An 18,467-nucleotide genomic window follows, 5' to 3' on the forward strand; every position below is an offset into this window, starting at 1 on the left:
TCTATATGCCCTCTTTGATGATCGTTATGTTATTGAGCAGCGTCATTTTCGAATAACTGCTTCACATACTGCCGCAGTTTCGTTTTATCTACGCCGAGCACTTGTGCCCGTCCGGCCTTCTCGTTGGTCAGCAGCGAGAACGGCGGAAGCTGCTGCTGGTCGATTTTATCCAGATTCACGTCAAAACCGAGAGCCATCAGCTTCAGCATTTCTTTGGGGCTTAGATCGGTTTCGATGTATGGCGCAATTGAATCCAGGATGCTGGGCAGCTTGAACAAAGAGCCTGTGGTCTGCATCTTTTTGGCGACTTCCGTCATAAGAATCCGTTGTCGTTCCGTACGGGCAAAATCGGACTTCGCATCGTGCCGGAACCGGACGTATTGCAGCGCCATCTTGCCGTCGAGGTGCTGCAGCCCTTGCTTTAAATCGATGTCGTACATATGCTTGTCCGCTTTGCTTGTGTAATACATATCTTTCTCAACCTGAATGTCGACTCCGCCAATGGCGTCGACCAGGGCTATGAATCCGACAAAATCGGTGTAAACATATTTATGTATGGGCATGTCCAACAAATCGCTGATGGTTTGTCTGGTCAGCTCGATTCCGCCGTAAGCAAATGCCGAATTCAGTCGTCCTTTGCCATGGCCGGGGATGTCCACATAGGTATCTCGCAAAATCGAGAACAAATGGGCTCTTTTCGTAACAGGATCGATGGAGGCAACCAGCATGGTGTCGGATCTGCCGGCATCGTCTCCCCGGGAGTCTCCTCCAATCAGGAGAATATTAATGCGTTCTTTACCCTCCCACTTGGGTATCTCGATGATTTCCTCCGACGCGGCGCCCGAAGTATCCGCCTGCTCCGCCGAATTCGAAGCGGTCGAAATTTGGTTTGAGAATTGTATAATAGCGTAGGTATAGTACGAGATAATCCCCAAGATTCCAACGGATAATAAGAGCATGGTGTATTTTAACCATTTCCTTTTCATAGTTCCTATAACATCCTTTCTGTTGTTCTACTGCATAATTGACCATTCTAGCAAAATAATGAGCAAAAATCATATTTTCCCGGAAAAACGATTCGGGAAAGTCGGTATATTCCGGTCGGATGAGCGGGTTGACTCTCCTCCAAGGGGAGACCTTAGACTGGAAGTCGAAGGAGGGAACCAGCGTATGTTATACACGGTAAAAGAGGTTTCGGAGCTGTCCGGGGTGACCATCAAAGCGCTGCATCATTATCATAAAATCGGCCTGCTCTTGCCTGCCGAGATCAGCGAAGCGGGTTATCGCTTGTACGGTACTGCCGAACTAGAGCGATTGCAGCACATTCTGTTTTACAGGGAAATGGATTTTTCGTTGGACCAAATCAAGGCACTGATGGAGAAGGCCCCTGAACGGCGGAAGATGCTGTTACAACAGGAGAAGCAGCTGATGGATCGCGCTGATCGATTGGATACGATTCTGAAAACCTTAAGAACATCCTTAACCAGTACGGAGGAGGGCAAGCGCATGGAGCCTCGGGAATTATTCAAAGGTTTTGAGAGCGAAGAAGAATGGAAGGAAGCCTTAGCAGAGCAAAATGAGCATCTGAAAGAGCAGTATGATGTGGATTTGCTCGAGAGCGAACCCGTTGATGTGCCAAGCATGAACGAGCAGGCAAGGGAAGCGGCAGCCTTTATGGCAGGCATGGCGAATGCGTTGAAAACGGGGATCAAACACGATGATGTGCGAGTACGGGATTCGATTCGGGATCATCTGCAGTTTATGAATGAGCAGGGCCAGGCCTTTACGGCTGCGGATTTTGCGGGTCAAACGAAGTTTTTCCTGAATGATGACTTTCATCTCCGGATGCTGGAGGAGCAGCAAACGGGGCTGGCTTATTATCTGCATGCGGCTGCGGAGGCGTATGCGCATCTGACGTAAATAGGGTGATTAAGCCGCGCGGGTCGCGGCTTTTGTCATTTTTAAGGGTGTTTAGAATTTATCGGAAGGGTTAAATACATGACATTGCAGCAACAAAAAAACAACTTAGGAGTGATGAACAATGGCTAACAACAACGGTAACAAAATGAGCAGAGAAGAAGCGGGACGCAAGGGCGGCGAAGCAACGGCCAAGAATCACGACAAGGAGTTTTATCAAGAAATCGGCCGTAAAGGCGGAGAAGCCCGCGGCATTCAAAACAATAACGATTAAATGAAATCTACAATCATAAAAAATAGCAAGCTTTAAAAAGCAGCGGCGGATTCCGTTCAAAGGGAACCGCCGCTGCTTTATTTTTGAGCTAACCGTAACCGCCGAGCCCGGCGTTTGCCGGACGCTGTCAGGCTATCTTGAATTCAAGTCCACCGAGCCGCCCACAGCTTCATTTCCTTGCAGATGACATGAAGGTCCATGCCTTTGGGTGTCAGCGTGTATTCCACCGTAACCGGAACGGTAGGGAATACTTCGCGTTCAAGCACGCCCTGTTCCTCCAGATGGCGAAGCGTCGTGGTCAGAGCCCGCGGACTGACATTCGGGATTTGCCGCTGCAGCTCGCCAAATCGTTTCGTGCCGCCAAAGAGCTCGCGGATGACGAGAAATGCCCATTTTCCGCCTAAGACCAGCAATGTTTTTTCGATATTGCATTCGATATGTTCGGGAGTTTTCGGTATGTAACTGCTCGATTTATTTCCCATAACGGTAGGCTCCTTCCGGTTTTCTATTAACTATACTCAAGTATATCAGCTATCCTTCTTATAATATAGTGAAGAACATTTCACTTCTTCCCTGAGAATAGGAACTACTTTAAAATAGCAAATGTAGCATTCAAGTAATTCTATTGAGGGAGGAGTTACCATGAAATACAGAAGAATAGGACGCACTGGTCTCAAGGTCAGTGAGATCAGCTTGGGAAGCTGGCTTACATACGGTGGTTATGTTGAACGCGAGAATGCGGTTAACGCAATTAAAACGGCTTATGATCTGGGCATTAACTTTTTTGATACGGCGAATGTATATGAGAAAGGTGCAGCCGAAGAGTTGGTCGGCGAAACCTTGAAAGCGTATCCGCGCGAATCATACGTGCTGGCGACAAAGGCATTTTGGCCGATGGGCGATGGCCCGAACGATCGCGGCTTGTCCCGCAAGCACATTATGGAGCAGGCACATGCCAGCTTGAAGCGTCTTGGCCATGATTACGTGGATATTTTCTACTGCCACCGTCATGATCCGGAAACGCCACTTGACGAGACACTTCGCGCGATCGACGACCTTGTCCGCCAGGGCAAGGTACTCTATGTCGGCGTCAGCGAGTGGCAGGCATCGCAAATAGCAGAAGCGTTGACGGTAGCGGATCGTTACCTGCTCGACCGCATCGTGGTCAATCAACCCATCTACAATATGTTTGAACGTTACATTGAGAAGGAAATCATTCCGCTGAGCGAGCGTTCCGGCATTGGGCAGGTCGTATTCTCTCCGCTGGCGCAAGGTCTGTTGACGGGCAAGTATACCTCAGCTTCCGATATTCCAGAAGGCAGCCGTGCCGCGAAGCTGGAATGGATGCGTAAAGGCATTACCGAGGAGAAAATCGCGAAGGTTCGCGAGCTGGAGAAGATTGCGGCAGAGCTTGAAGTATCCGTAGGCAATCTGGCGCTTGCCTGGATTCTGCGCCAGCCGAACGTAGCCAGTGCGCTTGTCGGCGCAAGCCGTCCGGAGCAGGTAACCGAGAACGCGAAGGCATCCGGCATTGAGCTCAGCGAAGAAGTTCAAACTCGCATTGAAGAGATTTTGCAATAGGGAAGTAAATCGACTAAGAACTAAGACGTTTATCGCATGGATCCTTGGGAATAAGAGAATCCGAGGACAGGTGGAAAGATGTATATAAGATGGCTTCTGACTCGGTTCAGGGGCCATCTTTTTTGCGTGTCTCTTTAGCTAATGAAGCCTTCCCTATTAGATGACATTTTCTTGTTGAATTATATCGTCTACCATTTATAATACTTTCTAGTAATGTTATACTACTCATTAGTATTATATTACTGAAATAGGACAAATGTATTAGGGGGAGAAGCAGCAATATGCAAAAACGAAGGCGAATAGCATCTACGAAATGGTTGAAGGTGATGTTGTCCATTCTAATAGGTTTAGAGGTTGTACTGGGTGTGCTCGCGTCTCCGAAGACGGTTAGGGCTAATCTTCTAGACGCTCAATATCTGGGAGAGATCCGTCTATTTCCTTACAAGAACGGTCCCGAAGGGTGGATATACTGTGCAGGGCAAGTGTTAACGCTAAGTCTGGAAAATTCGGCTTTGTATACTCTATTGGGCAACAACTTTGGCGGAGATGGCAGCAAGACGTTTGCATTGCCTGATTTACGGGAGGAAGAACCGGTGCCGGGCATGGGATACTATATCGCGGCTGAGGGATTATATCCGAGAGGCAGCAGTGGCTTGACCGACAATACGATGCTGGGGGAGCTTCGACTTTTTCCCTACAACATGGAGATGAATGATAATTGGGTGACGACTAATGGCACCGCTTTAAGTGATTCTAATCCTCTATACAGTGTGTACGGTACTACATTCGGCCAAGACTGGCAGGGTAGCTTTAAATTACCGCAGATTAACCCTGTGCAACCCCAAATCCAGTATTACGCCGCCAAGGCAGGGATACATCCAGGCAGCGCTGGTGAGGTGTATGCTGGCGAGATACGCATTTTTCCTTTGGAAATCCCTGGGCTAGCATCTTATAAGGCGGATGGCAAGCTTGTAAATGTTGCAGCGAATGGGGCACTTTATGAGTTAATCGGCAACAAGTTTGGGGGAACTCCGAACCAAACCTTTGGAATTCCTGATCTGAGAGGCAAACCTTTGACGCAGTATTACGTATCCCATTACGGATACGTTCCAACCCTGCAGCAAGTTCAGCCTGTAACTGTTTCCGACCAATATACAACAGCTGTCTCCACACCATTAACGGTACCGTCCCCTGGGGTGATGAGTAATGATTCCAATGTTCTGACAGCCAAAATATTGAATCTGCCTGCTCATGGAAAGATCACATTTCATAAGAATGGCTCCTTTACTTATACACCGGATGTCGATTTTGTTGGTACAGATTCTTTTACATATATAGCGAGCAATCATAATAAGAGCAGTGCCCCAGCCATCGTTAGCATCCACGTTACGGAGTCTGAGCCGAAGATAAGCGGAGTAACCGATGGAGGACTCTATAATCACGAAGTGACGCCTGTTTATACCAATGGCACGGGAACGCTGGACGGGCAGCCTTTTGTCAGCGGCACGACCATCCGCAAAGATGGCCAGTATAAGCTGGTCGTCGAGTCGCCTCGCGGCAAAACGCTCAAGGCCGATTTTGAGATCGACCAAACCGCACCTCTGGTTACAGGCGTGGCAGATGGAGGCCAGTATGATCGGGAGCGGCAAATCTTCTTTAATGAAGGGAGCGCGACGCTCAATCAGCAAGCGTTCCAGAGCGGAGACAAGGTAAACACGGAAGGGGTATTTGATCTCGTCGTAACCGACCGTGCTGGGAATAAGACTCAGGTTCATTTCTCGATCTATTTCCCAAAAACCGTGACGTTCGACAGCAACGGGGGTTCGCCCGTGGTGGAGGCGGTCGTCCCTTATGCTACGACCGTAACCCAGCCCGTCGATCCAGTGAAACCCGGTTATGCCTTCGGGGGATGGTATATGGATCAATCCTTCCAGCTTCCATTTGATTTCGCGGCACCGATTCTGGCTAACCTGACGCTGTATACCAAATGGATCGATGCGTATTCGCCTGTCGTGGTGGATCGGACGCCTGCGAATCTGGCTGATGAGGTGTCGATCGAAACGAAGCTTGAATTCAAGTTCGATGAACCCGTAACCGGAGTTAGTGGCAAGTACATATCGATTATGAGGGCGGAGGACCATCACAAGATCGAGTCGATCGAAGTGACAGACGGTTCTCATGTCAGGGTGGTCGATGAGAAGGTAGCGGTAAGTTTGTCTCAACGTCTGTCGTACTTTACGCGTTATTATGTAGAGATAGAGGAGGATGCATTTCAAGACGCTGCAGGCAACTTCTATGAAGGCATGAAGGGTCCTCAAGATTGGAGCTTTATAACGGAAAAAGACTCTGTTTCAGCGCCGCCTTCTCCTGCAAGCTTGAGTGCTAGAGCTGGAGATGGTGAAGTGACCTTGCAATGGTCTACCGTAACGGGGGCTACCTATTACGATATTTATTCCGGGACGGAATCCGGCGTATATGGAACAGCACCGATCGCAACGGTCACGGATACTACGTATTCAGCAGGTGATTTACTGAATGGAACGACTTATTATTTTGCGGTTAAAGCAGGAAATGATGGGGGCTCCAGCGCATTTTCAGAAGAAGTGAGCGCAAGGCCGGCCGGTGCTGAGATTCCCGTTCCGAGCGATGCGGATTTAAGCGGATTAGCATTATCTCATGGAACGCTCGCTCCGGCATTCAATCCTGCTGTCACAAGCTACATTAGCCAGGTTGGAAACCGTATAACGGAGATCAGCATAACGTCGAGCGTTTCCGATCCTCAGGCAAAGGTGACGATGAACGGCAAGGCCGTATCCGCCGGGCAGCCGTCAGATCCGGTCAGCCTAGCAGTAGGAAGTAACAGCATCCATATCGTGGTTACGGCTCAGAATGGGACGACAAAGACATACACGGTGGACGTGAACAGAGAGGCAGCGGCTTCCCCTGAGCCTGAACCTGGGAATCCACCCCATCCTGGTACGCCAGGCGGTGGATCTGGCTCTCCTGGAGGTCAAGGACCAAGCGGTGGTGAGGGTTCCCAAGCAGGTCAAGGGTCAGGTTCGGGGCAGAGCTCCACAGAGAGCAGCCGCGTAACGTCGTATATAAATGATGTATTACAGAACGGCATGATATCATCAACGTTAACGAAAGAGAAGAATGGGCAGGCCGTGTTGACTGTCAAGGTGAACGGAGATAGACTGCAATCACTGCTGATCAAAGAGAAGAACCGTCGACCGATTGTGCGGCTTCACGCCACGGACGATCTCGATCAAGCCGTGCTGGTCCTGGACAACCAGTCCGCAAAAGCGCTTGAAGGAAGCAGCGCGATGATCGAATTCGAGACCTCGACAGGCAGCGCCCGTATTCCAGCTCAGGCTATTTCAGGACAGCTCGGCAAAGCTGCGGCAACAAAAGAAGGAACACTTCATCTTGTACTTACCAAAAGCGAAATAGCGCTCAGCGCAAAGCTGAAGCAAACCGGGAATGCGAATGATCTTGGTACAACTTATGGCTTCATTGATATTAGGATTATAGCCTATGATCAGGGGAAGCCGTTGGGCGGAGATTCCTATTCTGCTTACGTGGTGCTCGAGATTCCCCTTCAAGAAGAATCCGCCGCGAAAGTCGTGACAACCGCCGTGTTTTTGGACGAAAAAGGAAACGTCCATCACGCGCCAACCCGGTTGGCAACACGTGAAGGCAAAACGTACGGTATCATCCAAGGTTTGAATAATGGTACGTATGCCTTGGTCAGCCATACCGAAGGATTACCGGATATGACAGGCCATTGGGCCGAGGCAGCGGTGAACGAGATGGCCTCACGCCTCATTGTAAGCGGCAGAGATGCTGCCGGGTTCCATCCGGATGCACCAGTTACCCGTGCGGAATTCGTCTCGATGATGGTTCGCTCACTCGGTTTAACAGAGCAGGGAGGAGCCAGCTCATTCCAAGACGTAACTTCCCGGGACTGGTACTTGGGGGCCGTATCGGCCGCAAGCAAGAGTGGGCTTATTCACGGCTATGCCGACGGCACCTTCTTGCCGGATAACCTGATATCAAGGCAGGAGGCTGCGGTCATTTTCGCAAGAGCCCTAAAAATTGCAGGGGTTGACCTGATATCCGGCAGCTCGGATTCGGATGCTGCGCTAGGTTCCTTCCAAGACGGTATCGAGTGGGCAAGTTGGGCGAAGGCGGCTGCAGCGGATGTGGTCGGAAGTGGAATCATGAGCGGTTATGATGGCAAGCTGAGGCCGCACAGTAATATGACCCGGGCAGAAACGGCAATCATGCTTCTGCGGATGCTTTCTGCATCGGGGATGATTGGTGATGTGCCTGCTAAATAATGGCTTGTCGAATATAGAAAAAAAGAGCTGCGCCAAAAGGAATTCATTCCTGGCGCAGCTCTTCTATTTGAAATAACGCTATTTACCCCAGCCGATAAGTCGCGAACGGCTTGGCATAAACAAAGTCGTCGCTGATTTCATCCAGGCTGGAACCCAGTGCTTCATCGATCTCAATATCCAGGCTCTTCAGGTTATCATCCAGCTGCTCGGTTTTCGTAGCTCCGACAATGACAGTGGAGACGGCAGGACGATTCATCAGCCAGGCTAAGGACAGGGCACTCGGGGAATGACCATGCTCTGCAGCCAACTGGCTGACCTGCTGTGCGAGCTTCAGATTGCGATCTTCCAGGAAGCGGTTGAAGTTAGGGTCCGTTTCCGCACGGGAGCCGGAGGGCGTGCTTGCGCCTTGACCGTATTTGCCGGTGAGAATGCCGCCGGCAAGTGGGAAATACGGGATGATGCCAACGCCCTGATCGAGGCAGAGGGGAACAAGCTCCAGCTCCGGCGTACGGTCGGCCAGGGAATAACTCGTTTGGGTGGATACATACCGGGCGTATCCGCGCTGCTCGCTGATCCCAAGCGCCTTCATGATTTCCCAGGCGGCATAGTTGGAAGCGCCGATATATCGTACCTTGCCCGACGAAACCATGTCATCCAGCGTGCGCAAGGTTTCCTCAAGGGGCGTATTCGGGTCAAACGTATGGATCTGATACAGGTCCACATAGTCGGTTTTCAGCCGCTTTAAGCTGTTCTCCAGCTCTTGCTGCAGATGATAGCGGGAGGAACCGCGTTCGTTCGGCCCTTGGCCGTTCACGAGTCCGGCTTTCGTGGCTAATACGACGTTATGGCGTTTGCCGGCAAGCGCCTCCCCGATGATGCGCTCGGATTCCGAGCCTGCATAAATATTCGCGGTATCGATGAAATTGATGCCATGGTCCAGTGCATGGTCTATGATGCGGGTGGATGTCTCTTGATCGGCTCTTTTGCCAAAAGCGTTCGTGCCAAGACCGAGCTCCGAAACCTTCATTCCGCTGTTGCCAAGACGGCGGTAGTTCATCTTGATCCACTCCTTTATGTATAGATTTCCTATAGTATAAACATGATCCCTCAATCGCCTTTACTATATTATATCCTCTAGCCTAATCGATGAAGCGGTTTGTGCACAAATGCTAAAGATTGTGCGAATGCCTTAGGACTCCTTGCGATAGGCTAAATATTACGATAGGATAGTTACGAACCATTTGGAAGGGGGATTGTCTTATGAATGAAGCGATTTTTAATCAATTGGATTTTGCCAGAGGAGCGACCTTAAAGTCGGTAGAACATGTAACGGAGCAAGAGGCTGATATCATCCCGGAAGGATTTGCGAATAGCATTCGCTGGAACCTGGGCCATATCTACACCGTGCATGAGCAGTTTGCTTTTGCAACGGCGGGCGAGCAGCCCCGTATTCCGGAAGGATTCGAGGCATGGTTTGCAACCGGAACCAAGCCGGCCGATTGGACGTCGAAGCCGCCTGCGATTTCCGAACTGGTAGAGCTTTTGCAGGAGCAAACGACCCGGATCCGTGAAACCTTCGCGAATCGCCTCGACCAGGCTTCGGCTCATCCGCTGACCATCGGACCCTTGACGTTCCAAACCGCGGGAGAATTTCTTGTGTTCAGCTTGTATCATGAAGGAATGCATACGCAGACGATCAAGGCTTACCGAAAATTGATAAAGTAATACGATGAACACGAAGCGATAGAAGGGCGCCCTCGCGCATCCCTTCTATCGCTTTTGTTTGTCGCTGCGGTGATCGATCCTTATAATGGAATCAACACAGATGGGATCATCGATGGGAGGATATGATAGTTATGGCGATTGAAATCGAACGCAAATACCTTTTGGAGGTTTATCCGGAAGACTTGATATCGGAAGGAACCATCGTGGTCGAGAAGGAGCAGTTCATCGAGCAGACGTATTTGGCGCTGGATGGGGATCAGGAGCTTCGGGTCCGCAAAATAACGGATCTGAAATCGGGTCAGGTTGAATTCACCCATACGTTCAAAAAAGGATGGGGAATTGCCAGGGAGGAAATAGAGTTCGCCATTTCCGAAGGACTCTATGACCAAGTGGTGAAGGCGCATGGCGCGATTCCGCTGACCAAGAGACGGGTCACCGCCCGCTTAGGGGACACGATCATCGAAATCGACGATTATGCGCAGATTCACTTGCTGGTGCTGGAGGTAGAGTTTCCTTCTATGGAAGCCGCAGACGGCTTTGTGCCGCCGGCATGGTTTGGACAAGATATCAGCACGGAGAAACAATACAGCAACAAGAAAGTATGGCGGGACCTGCAGCAGCAAGCTGGCAGGGAATCGTAACGGCGTTAGTCACGAAATGGTTAGCTAAAACATAGGAAACATATGCAGCTAGAACGTGGATACTACGCGTTCTCATATGGTTGCAAAAAGGCTCTTGCGAGCGGTCATACCGGACCGCCCGCGAAGAGCCTTTTTTATAGCATTGAACCCAAAATTCTGTCGTAAGGCGAACTGTAATGGTCCATTGAAGAGTGTTTTGAGAAGCATTCGACTTTTTTAGACAAAAGTATTGAAAACGTTTTATTATTATAATATAATATTATCATGATAATTAATTATTATATCGTAAAGGATGATATCCATAACAAATGATGGCGTATCAGAAATAAATAATGGCGTAACAGAGAAGGGGGAAGCTCTTCATGAATGAAAACCAGCAGCTGCTTGAAAGCTATTTTCCGATTGCCTCTTTTATCGCGGCGATCATCGGACCTCAATGCGAGGTGGTTGTGCACGATATCAGCGATCCGGAACGCTCCATCATTTTTATCGAGAATGGCCATATTAGCGGACGCCGGGTCGGCGATGCATCCACAGACCTCGTATTGAAAATTTTGAAGGCTGAGGCCTACAGAGAAGAGCAGTTCATCGCGAACTACAAAGCTTCCAGCGCCCGTGGTCAGACTTTTCGATCTTCGACGTATTTTATTAAAAACGGCAGCGGCGAGCTGGTCGGTCTGATGTGCCTAAACATCGACATTACGCATATGGAGGTTGCGGCCGACTGGATCAATAGCATTTTGCAGGGAGGATCGCTGACGCCGCCAGCAGCTCTTGATGCATCCAAGGAGGAGAAACCGTCCACCGAATATCTGCAGGGGAACGTGGACGATTTGCTGCAGCATATCGTCCAGACCGTCCTTAGCAAAATCAGCATTCCGGCGGACCGTTTATCTTCTAACGAGAAGATCGAGATTGTGAAGGAATTGAATGAGCAGGGGGTATTTCTGCTGAAGGGCGGAGTATCCAAGGTTGCCGCGGCTTTATCCATATCGGAGCCTACCGTGTATCGCTATTTGCAGAAGCTGAAATAAGCGGGTTTCATCCTAATAAGAACGCATTGCATCCTGAGACAATGGAAGGTGACATCATGACATTTAATTTTGACAAGGTGGTCAGCCGGTTTGGCACGAACAGTGCGAAATGGGACGGGATGGCGCAGAGCATGGGGAGCGATATGATCGCTCTCTCCGTGGCGGACATGGATCTGCCAGCACCGCCAATGGTGGTGGATAAGGTCGCGGAGGCCGCACGTCACGGTATTTACGGATATACCGATCCGTTCCCGCCTTACTTCGAAGCTGTCCGCACTTGGCTTGATAAAGCCTATGACTGGCAGGTCGAGCCCGAATGGATCGTATTTTGTCCGCGCATTGTTCAAGCCGTTTCGGTCATTATACAGAAGTTTACGGAGACCGGAGATAGGATTCTTGTCCATACACCTGTTTATCAGCCTATTGCGAAAGCGGTTACGTTAAATGATCGGGTATTGGTTGAAAGTCCGCTTAAGCTAGCGGACGGGCGATACGAGATCGATTTTGAAGATATGGAGCGGCGGATGCGGGAAGGGGTTAAACTGGTCCTGCTCATATCACCGCACAATCCGGTTGGCCGCGTATGGACGAAGGATGAGCTTGAACAGATGGCGGAGCTTTGTATCCAGTATGACGCACTGATTGTGTCCGATGATATCCATGCTGATTTCATTCATGTGGGACACGAGCATACCGTCATTGCGAAGCTGTCCGAAGAGGTTGCGAATCGTTCCATTATCTGTACGTCACCGGGCAAAACCTTTAACCTGGCAAGTCTCGAAATCGCTAATATCATCATTCCCAATGATGAGCTGCGAGGGCAGTTTAAGCACGGTCTGCTGCAGGCCGGAATTCATAATCCTACATTCTTCTCCGTGCCTGCGCTGGAAGTCGCATACACATTATGTGATGAATGGTTAACGGAACTTCGTGCTTATATCAAAGATAACATGGCTTATGCCCAAACATTCATAGCTGATCATATGCCAGAGCTGGCCGTGATCGAACCTGAAGGGACATATTTGCTGTGGATTGACTGTACGGCCGTGAGCTGCCATGAAAAGGATTTGGTGGAGTGGATTCAGGAGAAGGCGCGTGTCAGCGTTAGCTTCGGTTCTTCTTTCGGTCCTGGCGGTGAAGGCTTCATCAGGGTCAACATCGCCACGCCGCGTCATATATTACAGGAAGGCCTGGAGCGGCTTGCCGCGGCTTATCCGCTACAGCGTTAACAACCAAAGTTTAAGAGATCAGAAGGAATAAACTTCAAAGGCTTACCATCCTTATCTCGCAAGAAAAACTTCCGCTATATGCGGTCTGTCTTCTGAGAAGGTACATCGATAGACATTTTCTTATTTACATCCAGGGGGAATCCATGATGGCTAAACCAAAAGAGGAACGAATGATAAAGCAGCCGACCATGTTTCTGGCGTTGCTTCCGATTTTTACGATGGTGATTTTGCTGTGCCTTGGTTACGTATTATTTGAGCTGCCGCCCGAACCGCTGATTATTGCATCCGCCATTGTCGCAGGCCTGATCGCTATTAAGCTGGGTTACAGCTACAACGATATTTTGGAATCCATTTCGCAAAAAATTGCGAAAACCATGCCCGCCATCCTCATCTTGATTGTGGTCGGATTTATGATCGGCGCGTGGATGGTCGGTGGAACTATTCCTATGATGATCTACTACGGCCTGAGAATCATTGATCCGCAATTTTTGTTGATCACCGCTTTTCTGGTTACATCTGTAGTATCCGTATGTACGGGAACCTCCTGGGGATCTGCCGGGACCATCGGGGTTGCCTTCATGGGGGTCGGCGCTGGAATGGATGCCAATCTTGCCGCTGTGGCGGGTGCAGTTGTAGCGGGTGCTTACTTCGGGGACAAGCTTTCGCCGCTTTCGGATACCACCAATATTGCTGCCTTGTCCACTGGCGTTAATCTGTACGAACATATCGGCCATTTGCTGTATACGACGCTGCCGTCCTTTTTCGTGGCGGGGATCGTTTATGTGGTCACAGGACTGAACACGCATGTAACCAGCGTTGGGGTTCCTGAGAAGGTCACCGAGATCATGAACACGATGACAACGATATACGATTGGAATTTGCTCTTGATCCTGCCGGTATTAATCGTCCTGTACGGCTCGATCACCAAGAAACCAACGATTCCTGTCATGCTGCTGTCGTCCTTTGTGGCCATGGCGAACGGCATGATATTCCATGGCTTCACTTTGCATGATGTTGTGACTTCGGTTGTAAGCGGATTCGATATCGCGATGGTTCATGTTAGCGGCTTTGATCCCAATACCGTCATTGCCGATATTCCGCGTCTCATTAACCGGGGAGGCATGAGCTCCATGATGGGGACACTGCTCATCTGTTTCAGTGCGATCACGTTTGCAGGCACGATATCGCTGACCAAATCGCTGGAGTTGATTGTGGACAAGCTCTTGAAGCATGTGCGTTCCACCGGCTCGTTGATCCTGGCTACGATTGCAACAGGGTTGACCATGATCGGCGTAACCAGCAACGGACAGGTCTCCATCCTGATGCCAGGCGAGATGCTCCGTGAGGCTTACATCCGGCGCGGTCTCCATCCGAAGAACCTGGGGCGGACGGTGGAGGATTCCGCTGCCATTACCGAACCGATTCTGCCATGGACGGCAGCAGGTGCCTATATGGCCGGTACACTGGGCGTAGCGACATTATCTTATTTACCATGGGCAGTATTGTGCTGGACAGGCATTATCTTCGCAACGATCTGGGGTTTTACCGGGTTCGGCATCGCGAAGCTTACGCCCGAGCAGCAGGAGGAAATGTTGAAGGAATACGACAATCCGCATAAAGGAAGTCAGAACAAGCCTCATGCGGATGATGCAGGTGCAGCATCTGTCCATTAATGCAGGATGAATATTTCTTGGATTAAGACAAGAAATCATCAATATAAATGCGTGATCGTATGCGCTAAAGAGGAGAGAACACCATGACACAACAAGAGAGAAAAACCATCGCCACTCAGCAAGCACCCGGAGCCATAGGCCCTTATTCGCAAGCGGTGCAATACGGAAATCTTCTGTTTACATCCGGTCAGCTTGGAATGGATGCGTCGGGGCAGTTTGCCCCGACGGTAGAAGAGCAGGCGAATCGTTCACTGCTTAACGTGAAGGCGATTCTGGAAGCGGCCGGCTTTGGTATGGAGGATATCGTCAAAACTACAGTCTTTTTAAAGGACATGAATGATTTCCAAGCCGTCAACGAAGTATATGCTTCTTTCTTTTCAGAGCCATATCCGGCACGGAGCGCCGTGGAGGTTGCCCGTTTGCCGAAGGATGGACGGGTTGAGATTGAAGTGGTAGCTCGCAAGTCGTAACTAGCAGATCGTGACTAGGAAGTCAAAACCTCATCTTCCATCGATGTGCTGAAATTAGGGATATGAATATCATTAAGTTTTAAACAAAACTGCCGGGCATGAAGCCCGGCAGTTTGTTTGGTTTGAAAAGGGGTTACCGTGTTTATTTCGTACGCCCATATTGCTTCCCGTAAGACAGCACCTTATGGTACAGGCTTTTGTCTTTCAAGTTTTTGAGCGGATAAACTTGGGGTCTGGTGTTGACCTCTAGAATCCAGGGCCTCCCCTTGGAATCGACTGCCACATCCAGGCCGAGTTCGTTAAATCCTTTGTAATGGCGGTCAAAGTTTTTACCTACCGCCACGCCAAGTCCTTTGAGCTCGGATTCCAGCTGTTGGGTGAAGGCCGAGGCGAAATTGGCGCCGCTCATCGTCTTGCGGAACGTGCCAATGGTGCCGCCTTGATTATAATTGGTGGCGACTTTGTTAGGGTTGCCGACTTTGGTGAACAGGGCGGTGCTGACCCAGGCTCCCTGCCTAGTCTTCTGGACCATTACCCGGATATCAAATGGCTTGCCATTGCTTTTGGCTAGACGAATTCCTTTTTGCAGCAGGTAGGGTCTGCTCCCGGCAAAGCGGTTCAGATCACGGTACAATTGAGATGAGCTGGAGTATGACGTTTTCTTGGTATTCAGCTGGCTTTGGTAGCCCCCGTCCGTTTTGCGGATTCGGATGATGTTATTGCCGCCTGAACCATCCGTAGGTTTGAAGAAAACCGTAGTGTAGTCCGCCAGCATAGCGTTCAGGTTTTTTTTACTAAACGGCAATGTGTGCGGTACGTATTGTCTGAAATAAGAATCTTCGTTTAACCATTTCGTTTTCTTCCATTTGCTTTTGATGGTACTGCTTTTATATTTCATTGTTAAGAGGCTCACCTCTCTCTTTTTTGTTCAGCATATGCCAAAAAAGTAGAGCAAGCCTCCACGATGGCCTTAAACCAAGCTATGTGCTTGAAAACAATTTTTTATCGAAAAACAATAAGATGATAAATAAAGCTGCCGCGACAAGCAGTATCGACGCCGGTATGATAAAGGCCAGCAGGGTTGCCGTATTCTGCATCTGATAATACATCAGCATGCCCAGCGGCATGATCCCTCCCCCGAGGATGCTCGTCCAGAAGTGCAGCGCGGCCGTCTTCTTCAAACTGAGTTTTTCCCGAAACACGTAGTAGAACAGGCCATAGGCAAATAAGGTCAGCCAGCCTACCACCAGAATATGGGCGTGGCCTGCAACCATGCTGTAGTTACTTCTCCCTGCCATGTCCGCTCCGATCAAAGCACCGAAGAGTGTATAGATTGCCGCGATACGCATCAGCCACTTACTATATTTTACCAATGGATATTCCCCCCCTTGCATCTTGAATCGGTCCCAATATACAAGAGTTATATGAACGGAGCGTGAACAAAATATAAACCGGAATTGAACAGGGAAACGTCATCTACTATAATCAAATAGATCTGATCTAGAAGGAGAGAATTCCCAGGTGCGAAGCCCACTCATTGCTTACTGTCTTTCGAAGAAAGCTGCAACCGAGGATTATCCGTTTGGCCCGCTTCCGATCGTCATGAAAGTCGGGGGCAAAATGTTTGCCCTGATTACCATAACGGCAGGAGAGAAGGTTAGTCATATTTCCCTGAAATGCGATCCGGTGATTGCAGAGAATTTGCGCCAGCAGCATGACGCGGTGCAGCCCGGTTATCATCTCAACAAAAAACATTGGAATACCATTACCGTGGATGGCTCCTTAACGGAAGCGGACCTCCAGGATATGATTGATCATTCCTATGATTTGGTGCTGAAGAGTTTACCGAAGGCTCAGCGCGATGCGATCTCTCAGCGGCTGGTATGAAGCCTGCTGAAATAAATAATCGCCCTGTGGCACAGTGGAGGCAGATAAACATCCACTTGCCAGAGGGCGATTATTAGATGGTACCATCAAACCTAGTTCAACCCATCCGCTGGGCGGTTTCGTATCAGAATGGTCTCATGCCCAAAGTATCCACTTTCTCCCCGGTAATATCAACGCCCATACGGCTTGTAATATCGCGGTAGTGACCGGCGCGGCGCTGCACCGGGCTACCCTCGGTTTCACCGAGGTTAGCTTCCAGGCCGTTCAAGACCATCACGGTCGTACCGAAGCCGGGATCGCCCAGCCCTCTGAACTTCTCAAGCGGGGAAGGCTTCCATCTGCCAACCATCACGTCATGGGCGGAAGGCTTCGGGTCCTGCGGCGTCATCCAGAACAGGATGGCGGTCATGTAGCCGATTTTGCCGTCAGCGGCAACGATCTCCGGATGGTCCAGCAGCAGGCTTTTGTCTCCATAGATGATGGAACTGAACAGGCCGTAATTAAAGTTCCAGCTGAGCATGATCGGTCCCCGTCCATAATAGCGTTTGTCTGGTGTTCCGGGATACAGCACCGCGCTGGCAGGATCGACGAAAGCATCCTTGTTGACACCAGTCCGGCCGGCGATGTTCTCGTTCCAGAACAATCCCCAACGGAGCGGTCCTCCCGGAGCGGTAGCCCAGCCTCCGCCCGTTTCGTGGGACAGATTGGCGAGGAAGGCGGCCAGTTCACGCTTGCGGTCCTTCTTGAACCCTTCCTTCAGGAAAGTGCCGCCATCAATGATAACGGTTTCAATATCTTTGTTAAGGTTCTCAACCGAATGGAAGTCAGCTGAACGCACAACGAGTGTTTCAACGCGGGCGTCCTTGTCTAATCGGTAAATCTCCTGCGCGGAAGGGGTTCCTTGCCGCGTGTTGATCTTGATCTTCAGATTGGAGACCTCCGCGACCGCGTTGATGAGGTTGTCGTATGAGAAATAGTCGGTCTGATCGGCTTTATAGTATTCTTTGCCATTGGAGATTTTAAACCATTCTGCCGAGCCTAGCCGGTAAGGGAACAACGCCTCAAAGTCTTCCTCCGAGAGCAGTGCTCTAACAGCGGCGATCGCCTTCTCCGGTGTGTAATCCGGATCGAGGCCATCCCAATTCTGGTCGATCTCCTTACGACTGGTTAGCCGGTGCTCCCCGATCGCTAGGGAACCGCCTAGATTCTCCGTGATTTGTGCTGGAGCTGAGGTGCTGGATTTGGTGCTGGCTGCCGGATGAGCGGAAGATGCTTCGGGCTGGGGCGCTTCATCGGCTGCAAAGGCATGAAGCGGGGTCATGAGGAGCGCAGCGCCGAGGGCTGCAATCATACTTCGCTGGATCATTTTGCGGGATAACGGATATTTCCACACGGTCATACACATTCTCCTCTGTATCATTGGGATTGGAATACACTGCCATCATATATACGGTATGTTGTTTTGTACATAGTCAGGAAATCCCACGATTTAACGCGCAGTTGACACTGAAGGGGAACCTCTGGCGCGACCAAGCGGGGGAGATGTGACGATAGACAGGGGATTTGCTGTGGAATCACTAAAGATGCCGTCGAAGTTCGAATACTGGCATTCGCAGTGTCCTCCAACTTGATAACTAGTTTTTTAACGTAAAAACATTATAATGTTATTATGTCTTGATTCTAGCAATCTATT

General features: G+C 50.0%; 16 protein-coding genes and 1 pseudogene. 11 read left to right on the top strand and 6 right to left on the bottom strand.

Annotated features, from left to right (window positions below):
- Nucleotides 1–29: 29 nt before the first annotated feature.
- Nucleotides 30–986, bottom strand: coding sequence for an LCP family protein (locus tag ACOZB4_RS18915; RefSeq protein WP_379412483.1), 957 nt, complete (start codon nt 984–986; stop codon nt 30–32).
- A 184-nt stretch (nt 987–1,170) separates the two neighbouring features.
- Between ACOZB4_RS18915 and ACOZB4_RS18920 the strand changes: the two genes are divergently transcribed.
- Together ACOZB4_RS18920 and ACOZB4_RS18925 are read left to right on the top strand one after the other, a co-directional pair.
- Nucleotides 1,171–1,920, top strand: coding sequence for a MerR family transcriptional regulator (locus ACOZB4_RS18920; protein WP_379412487.1), 750 nt, complete (start codon nt 1,171–1,173; stop codon nt 1,918–1,920).
- Between the two features lie 121 nt (nt 1,921–2,041).
- Nucleotides 2,042–2,188, top strand: a pseudogene (locus ACOZB4_RS18925) (KGG domain-containing protein); the annotation flags it as partial.
- 146 nt (nt 2,189–2,334) lie between these two features.
- Here ACOZB4_RS18925 and ACOZB4_RS18930 read toward each other — a convergent pair.
- The gene (locus ACOZB4_RS18930) at nt 2,335–2,673 is read right to left on the bottom strand and encodes a winged helix-turn-helix transcriptional regulator (RefSeq protein WP_071221283.1); all 339 of its coding nucleotides are present in this window, start codon (nt 2,671–2,673) and stop codon (nt 2,335–2,337) included.
- A 160-nt stretch (nt 2,674–2,833) separates the two neighbouring features.
- Here ACOZB4_RS18930 and ACOZB4_RS18935 point away from each other — a divergent pair, with 160 nt between their 5' ends.
- Together ACOZB4_RS18935 and ACOZB4_RS18940 are read left to right on the top strand one after the other, a co-directional pair.
- Complete coding sequence (locus tag ACOZB4_RS18935; protein ID WP_379412490.1) at nt 2,834–3,772, top strand: aldo/keto reductase family protein; 939 nt, start codon at nt 2,834–2,836, stop codon at nt 3,770–3,772.
- Nucleotides 3,773–4,053: 281 nt separating this feature from the next.
- The gene (locus ACOZB4_RS18940; protein WP_379412493.1) at nt 4,054–8,115 is read left to right on the top strand and encodes a tail fiber protein; all 4,062 of its coding nucleotides are present in this window, start codon (nt 4,054–4,056) and stop codon (nt 8,113–8,115) included.
- An 82-nt stretch (nt 8,116–8,197) separates the two neighbouring features.
- On the opposite strand, the gene ACOZB4_RS18945 is transcribed toward ACOZB4_RS18940, so the two are convergent.
- Entirely contained in the window at nt 8,198–9,172 is a 975-nt protein-coding gene (locus ACOZB4_RS18945) for an aldo/keto reductase (protein WP_379412496.1), read from the bottom strand.
- Between the two features lie 203 nt (nt 9,173–9,375).
- Here ACOZB4_RS18945 and ACOZB4_RS18950 point away from each other — a divergent pair, with 203 nt between their 5' ends.
- The 6 genes from ACOZB4_RS18950 to ACOZB4_RS18975 all read left to right on the top strand — a co-directional run bounded on the left by ACOZB4_RS18950 (nt 9,376) and on the right by ACOZB4_RS18975 (nt 14,887).
- Nucleotides 9,376–9,840 (top strand): DinB family protein, encoded by a 465-nt coding sequence (locus ACOZB4_RS18950; protein ID WP_379412499.1) that lies wholly within the window; start codon nt 9,376–9,378, stop codon nt 9,838–9,840.
- A 131-nt stretch (nt 9,841–9,971) separates the two neighbouring features.
- On the top strand, nt 9,972–10,481 hold the full coding sequence (locus ACOZB4_RS18955; RefSeq protein ID WP_379412503.1) for a CYTH domain-containing protein: 510 nt from the start codon (nt 9,972–9,974) through the stop codon (nt 10,479–10,481).
- Nucleotides 10,482–10,843: 362 nt separating this feature from the next.
- Entirely contained in the window at nt 10,844–11,515 is a 672-nt protein-coding gene (locus ACOZB4_RS18960) for a helix-turn-helix transcriptional regulator (RefSeq protein WP_076322814.1), read from the top strand.
- A 56-nt stretch (nt 11,516–11,571) separates the two neighbouring features.
- Nucleotides 11,572–12,744: a MalY/PatB family protein gene (locus ACOZB4_RS18965; protein WP_379412507.1), complete on the top strand. Its 1,173-nt coding sequence runs from the start codon at nt 11,572–11,574 to the stop codon at nt 12,742–12,744.
- A gap of 146 nt (nt 12,745–12,890) precedes the next feature.
- Nucleotides 12,891–14,417, top strand: a complete 1,527-nt coding sequence (nhaC, locus tag ACOZB4_RS18970) for a Na+/H+ antiporter NhaC (protein ID WP_379412509.1) — start codon at nt 12,891–12,893, stop codon at nt 14,415–14,417.
- An 83-nt stretch (nt 14,418–14,500) separates the two neighbouring features.
- A complete protein-coding gene (locus ACOZB4_RS18975) occupies nt 14,501–14,887 on the top strand; it encodes a RidA family protein (RefSeq protein WP_422759599.1) in 387 nt (128 codons plus the stop codon).
- Nucleotides 14,888–15,029: 142 nt separating this feature from the next.
- Here the strand turns inward: ACOZB4_RS18975 and ACOZB4_RS18980 are convergent, their stop codons facing one another.
- Nucleotides 15,030–15,785, bottom strand: a complete 756-nt coding sequence (locus ACOZB4_RS18980; RefSeq protein WP_379412573.1) for a YheC/YheD family protein — start codon at nt 15,783–15,785, stop codon at nt 15,030–15,032.
- 82 nt (nt 15,786–15,867) lie between these two features.
- A complete protein-coding gene (locus ACOZB4_RS18985; RefSeq protein WP_379412575.1) occupies nt 15,868–16,260 on the bottom strand; it encodes a hypothetical protein in 393 nt (130 codons plus the stop codon).
- A 148-nt stretch (nt 16,261–16,408) separates the two neighbouring features.
- On the opposite strand from ACOZB4_RS18985, the gene ACOZB4_RS18990 reads away from it, so the two are divergent.
- Nucleotides 16,409–16,774 carry an MmcQ/YjbR family DNA-binding protein gene (locus ACOZB4_RS18990; RefSeq protein ID WP_076322818.1) on the top strand — a complete coding sequence of 122 codons (366 nt, stop codon included), beginning with the start codon at nt 16,409–16,411 and terminating at the stop codon, nt 16,772–16,774.
- 124 nt (nt 16,775–16,898) lie between these two features.
- On the opposite strand, the gene ACOZB4_RS18995 is transcribed toward ACOZB4_RS18990, so the two are convergent.
- A complete protein-coding gene (locus ACOZB4_RS18995; protein ID WP_379412580.1) occupies nt 16,899–18,173 on the bottom strand; it encodes a chitinase in 1,275 nt (424 codons plus the stop codon).
- Between the last annotated feature and the right edge of the window lie 294 nt (nt 18,174–18,467).

This window comes from Paenibacillus sp. NPDC058898, from assembly GCF_049316025.1.
GTDB lineage: Bacteria > Bacillota > Bacilli > Paenibacillales > Paenibacillaceae > Paenibacillus_AQ.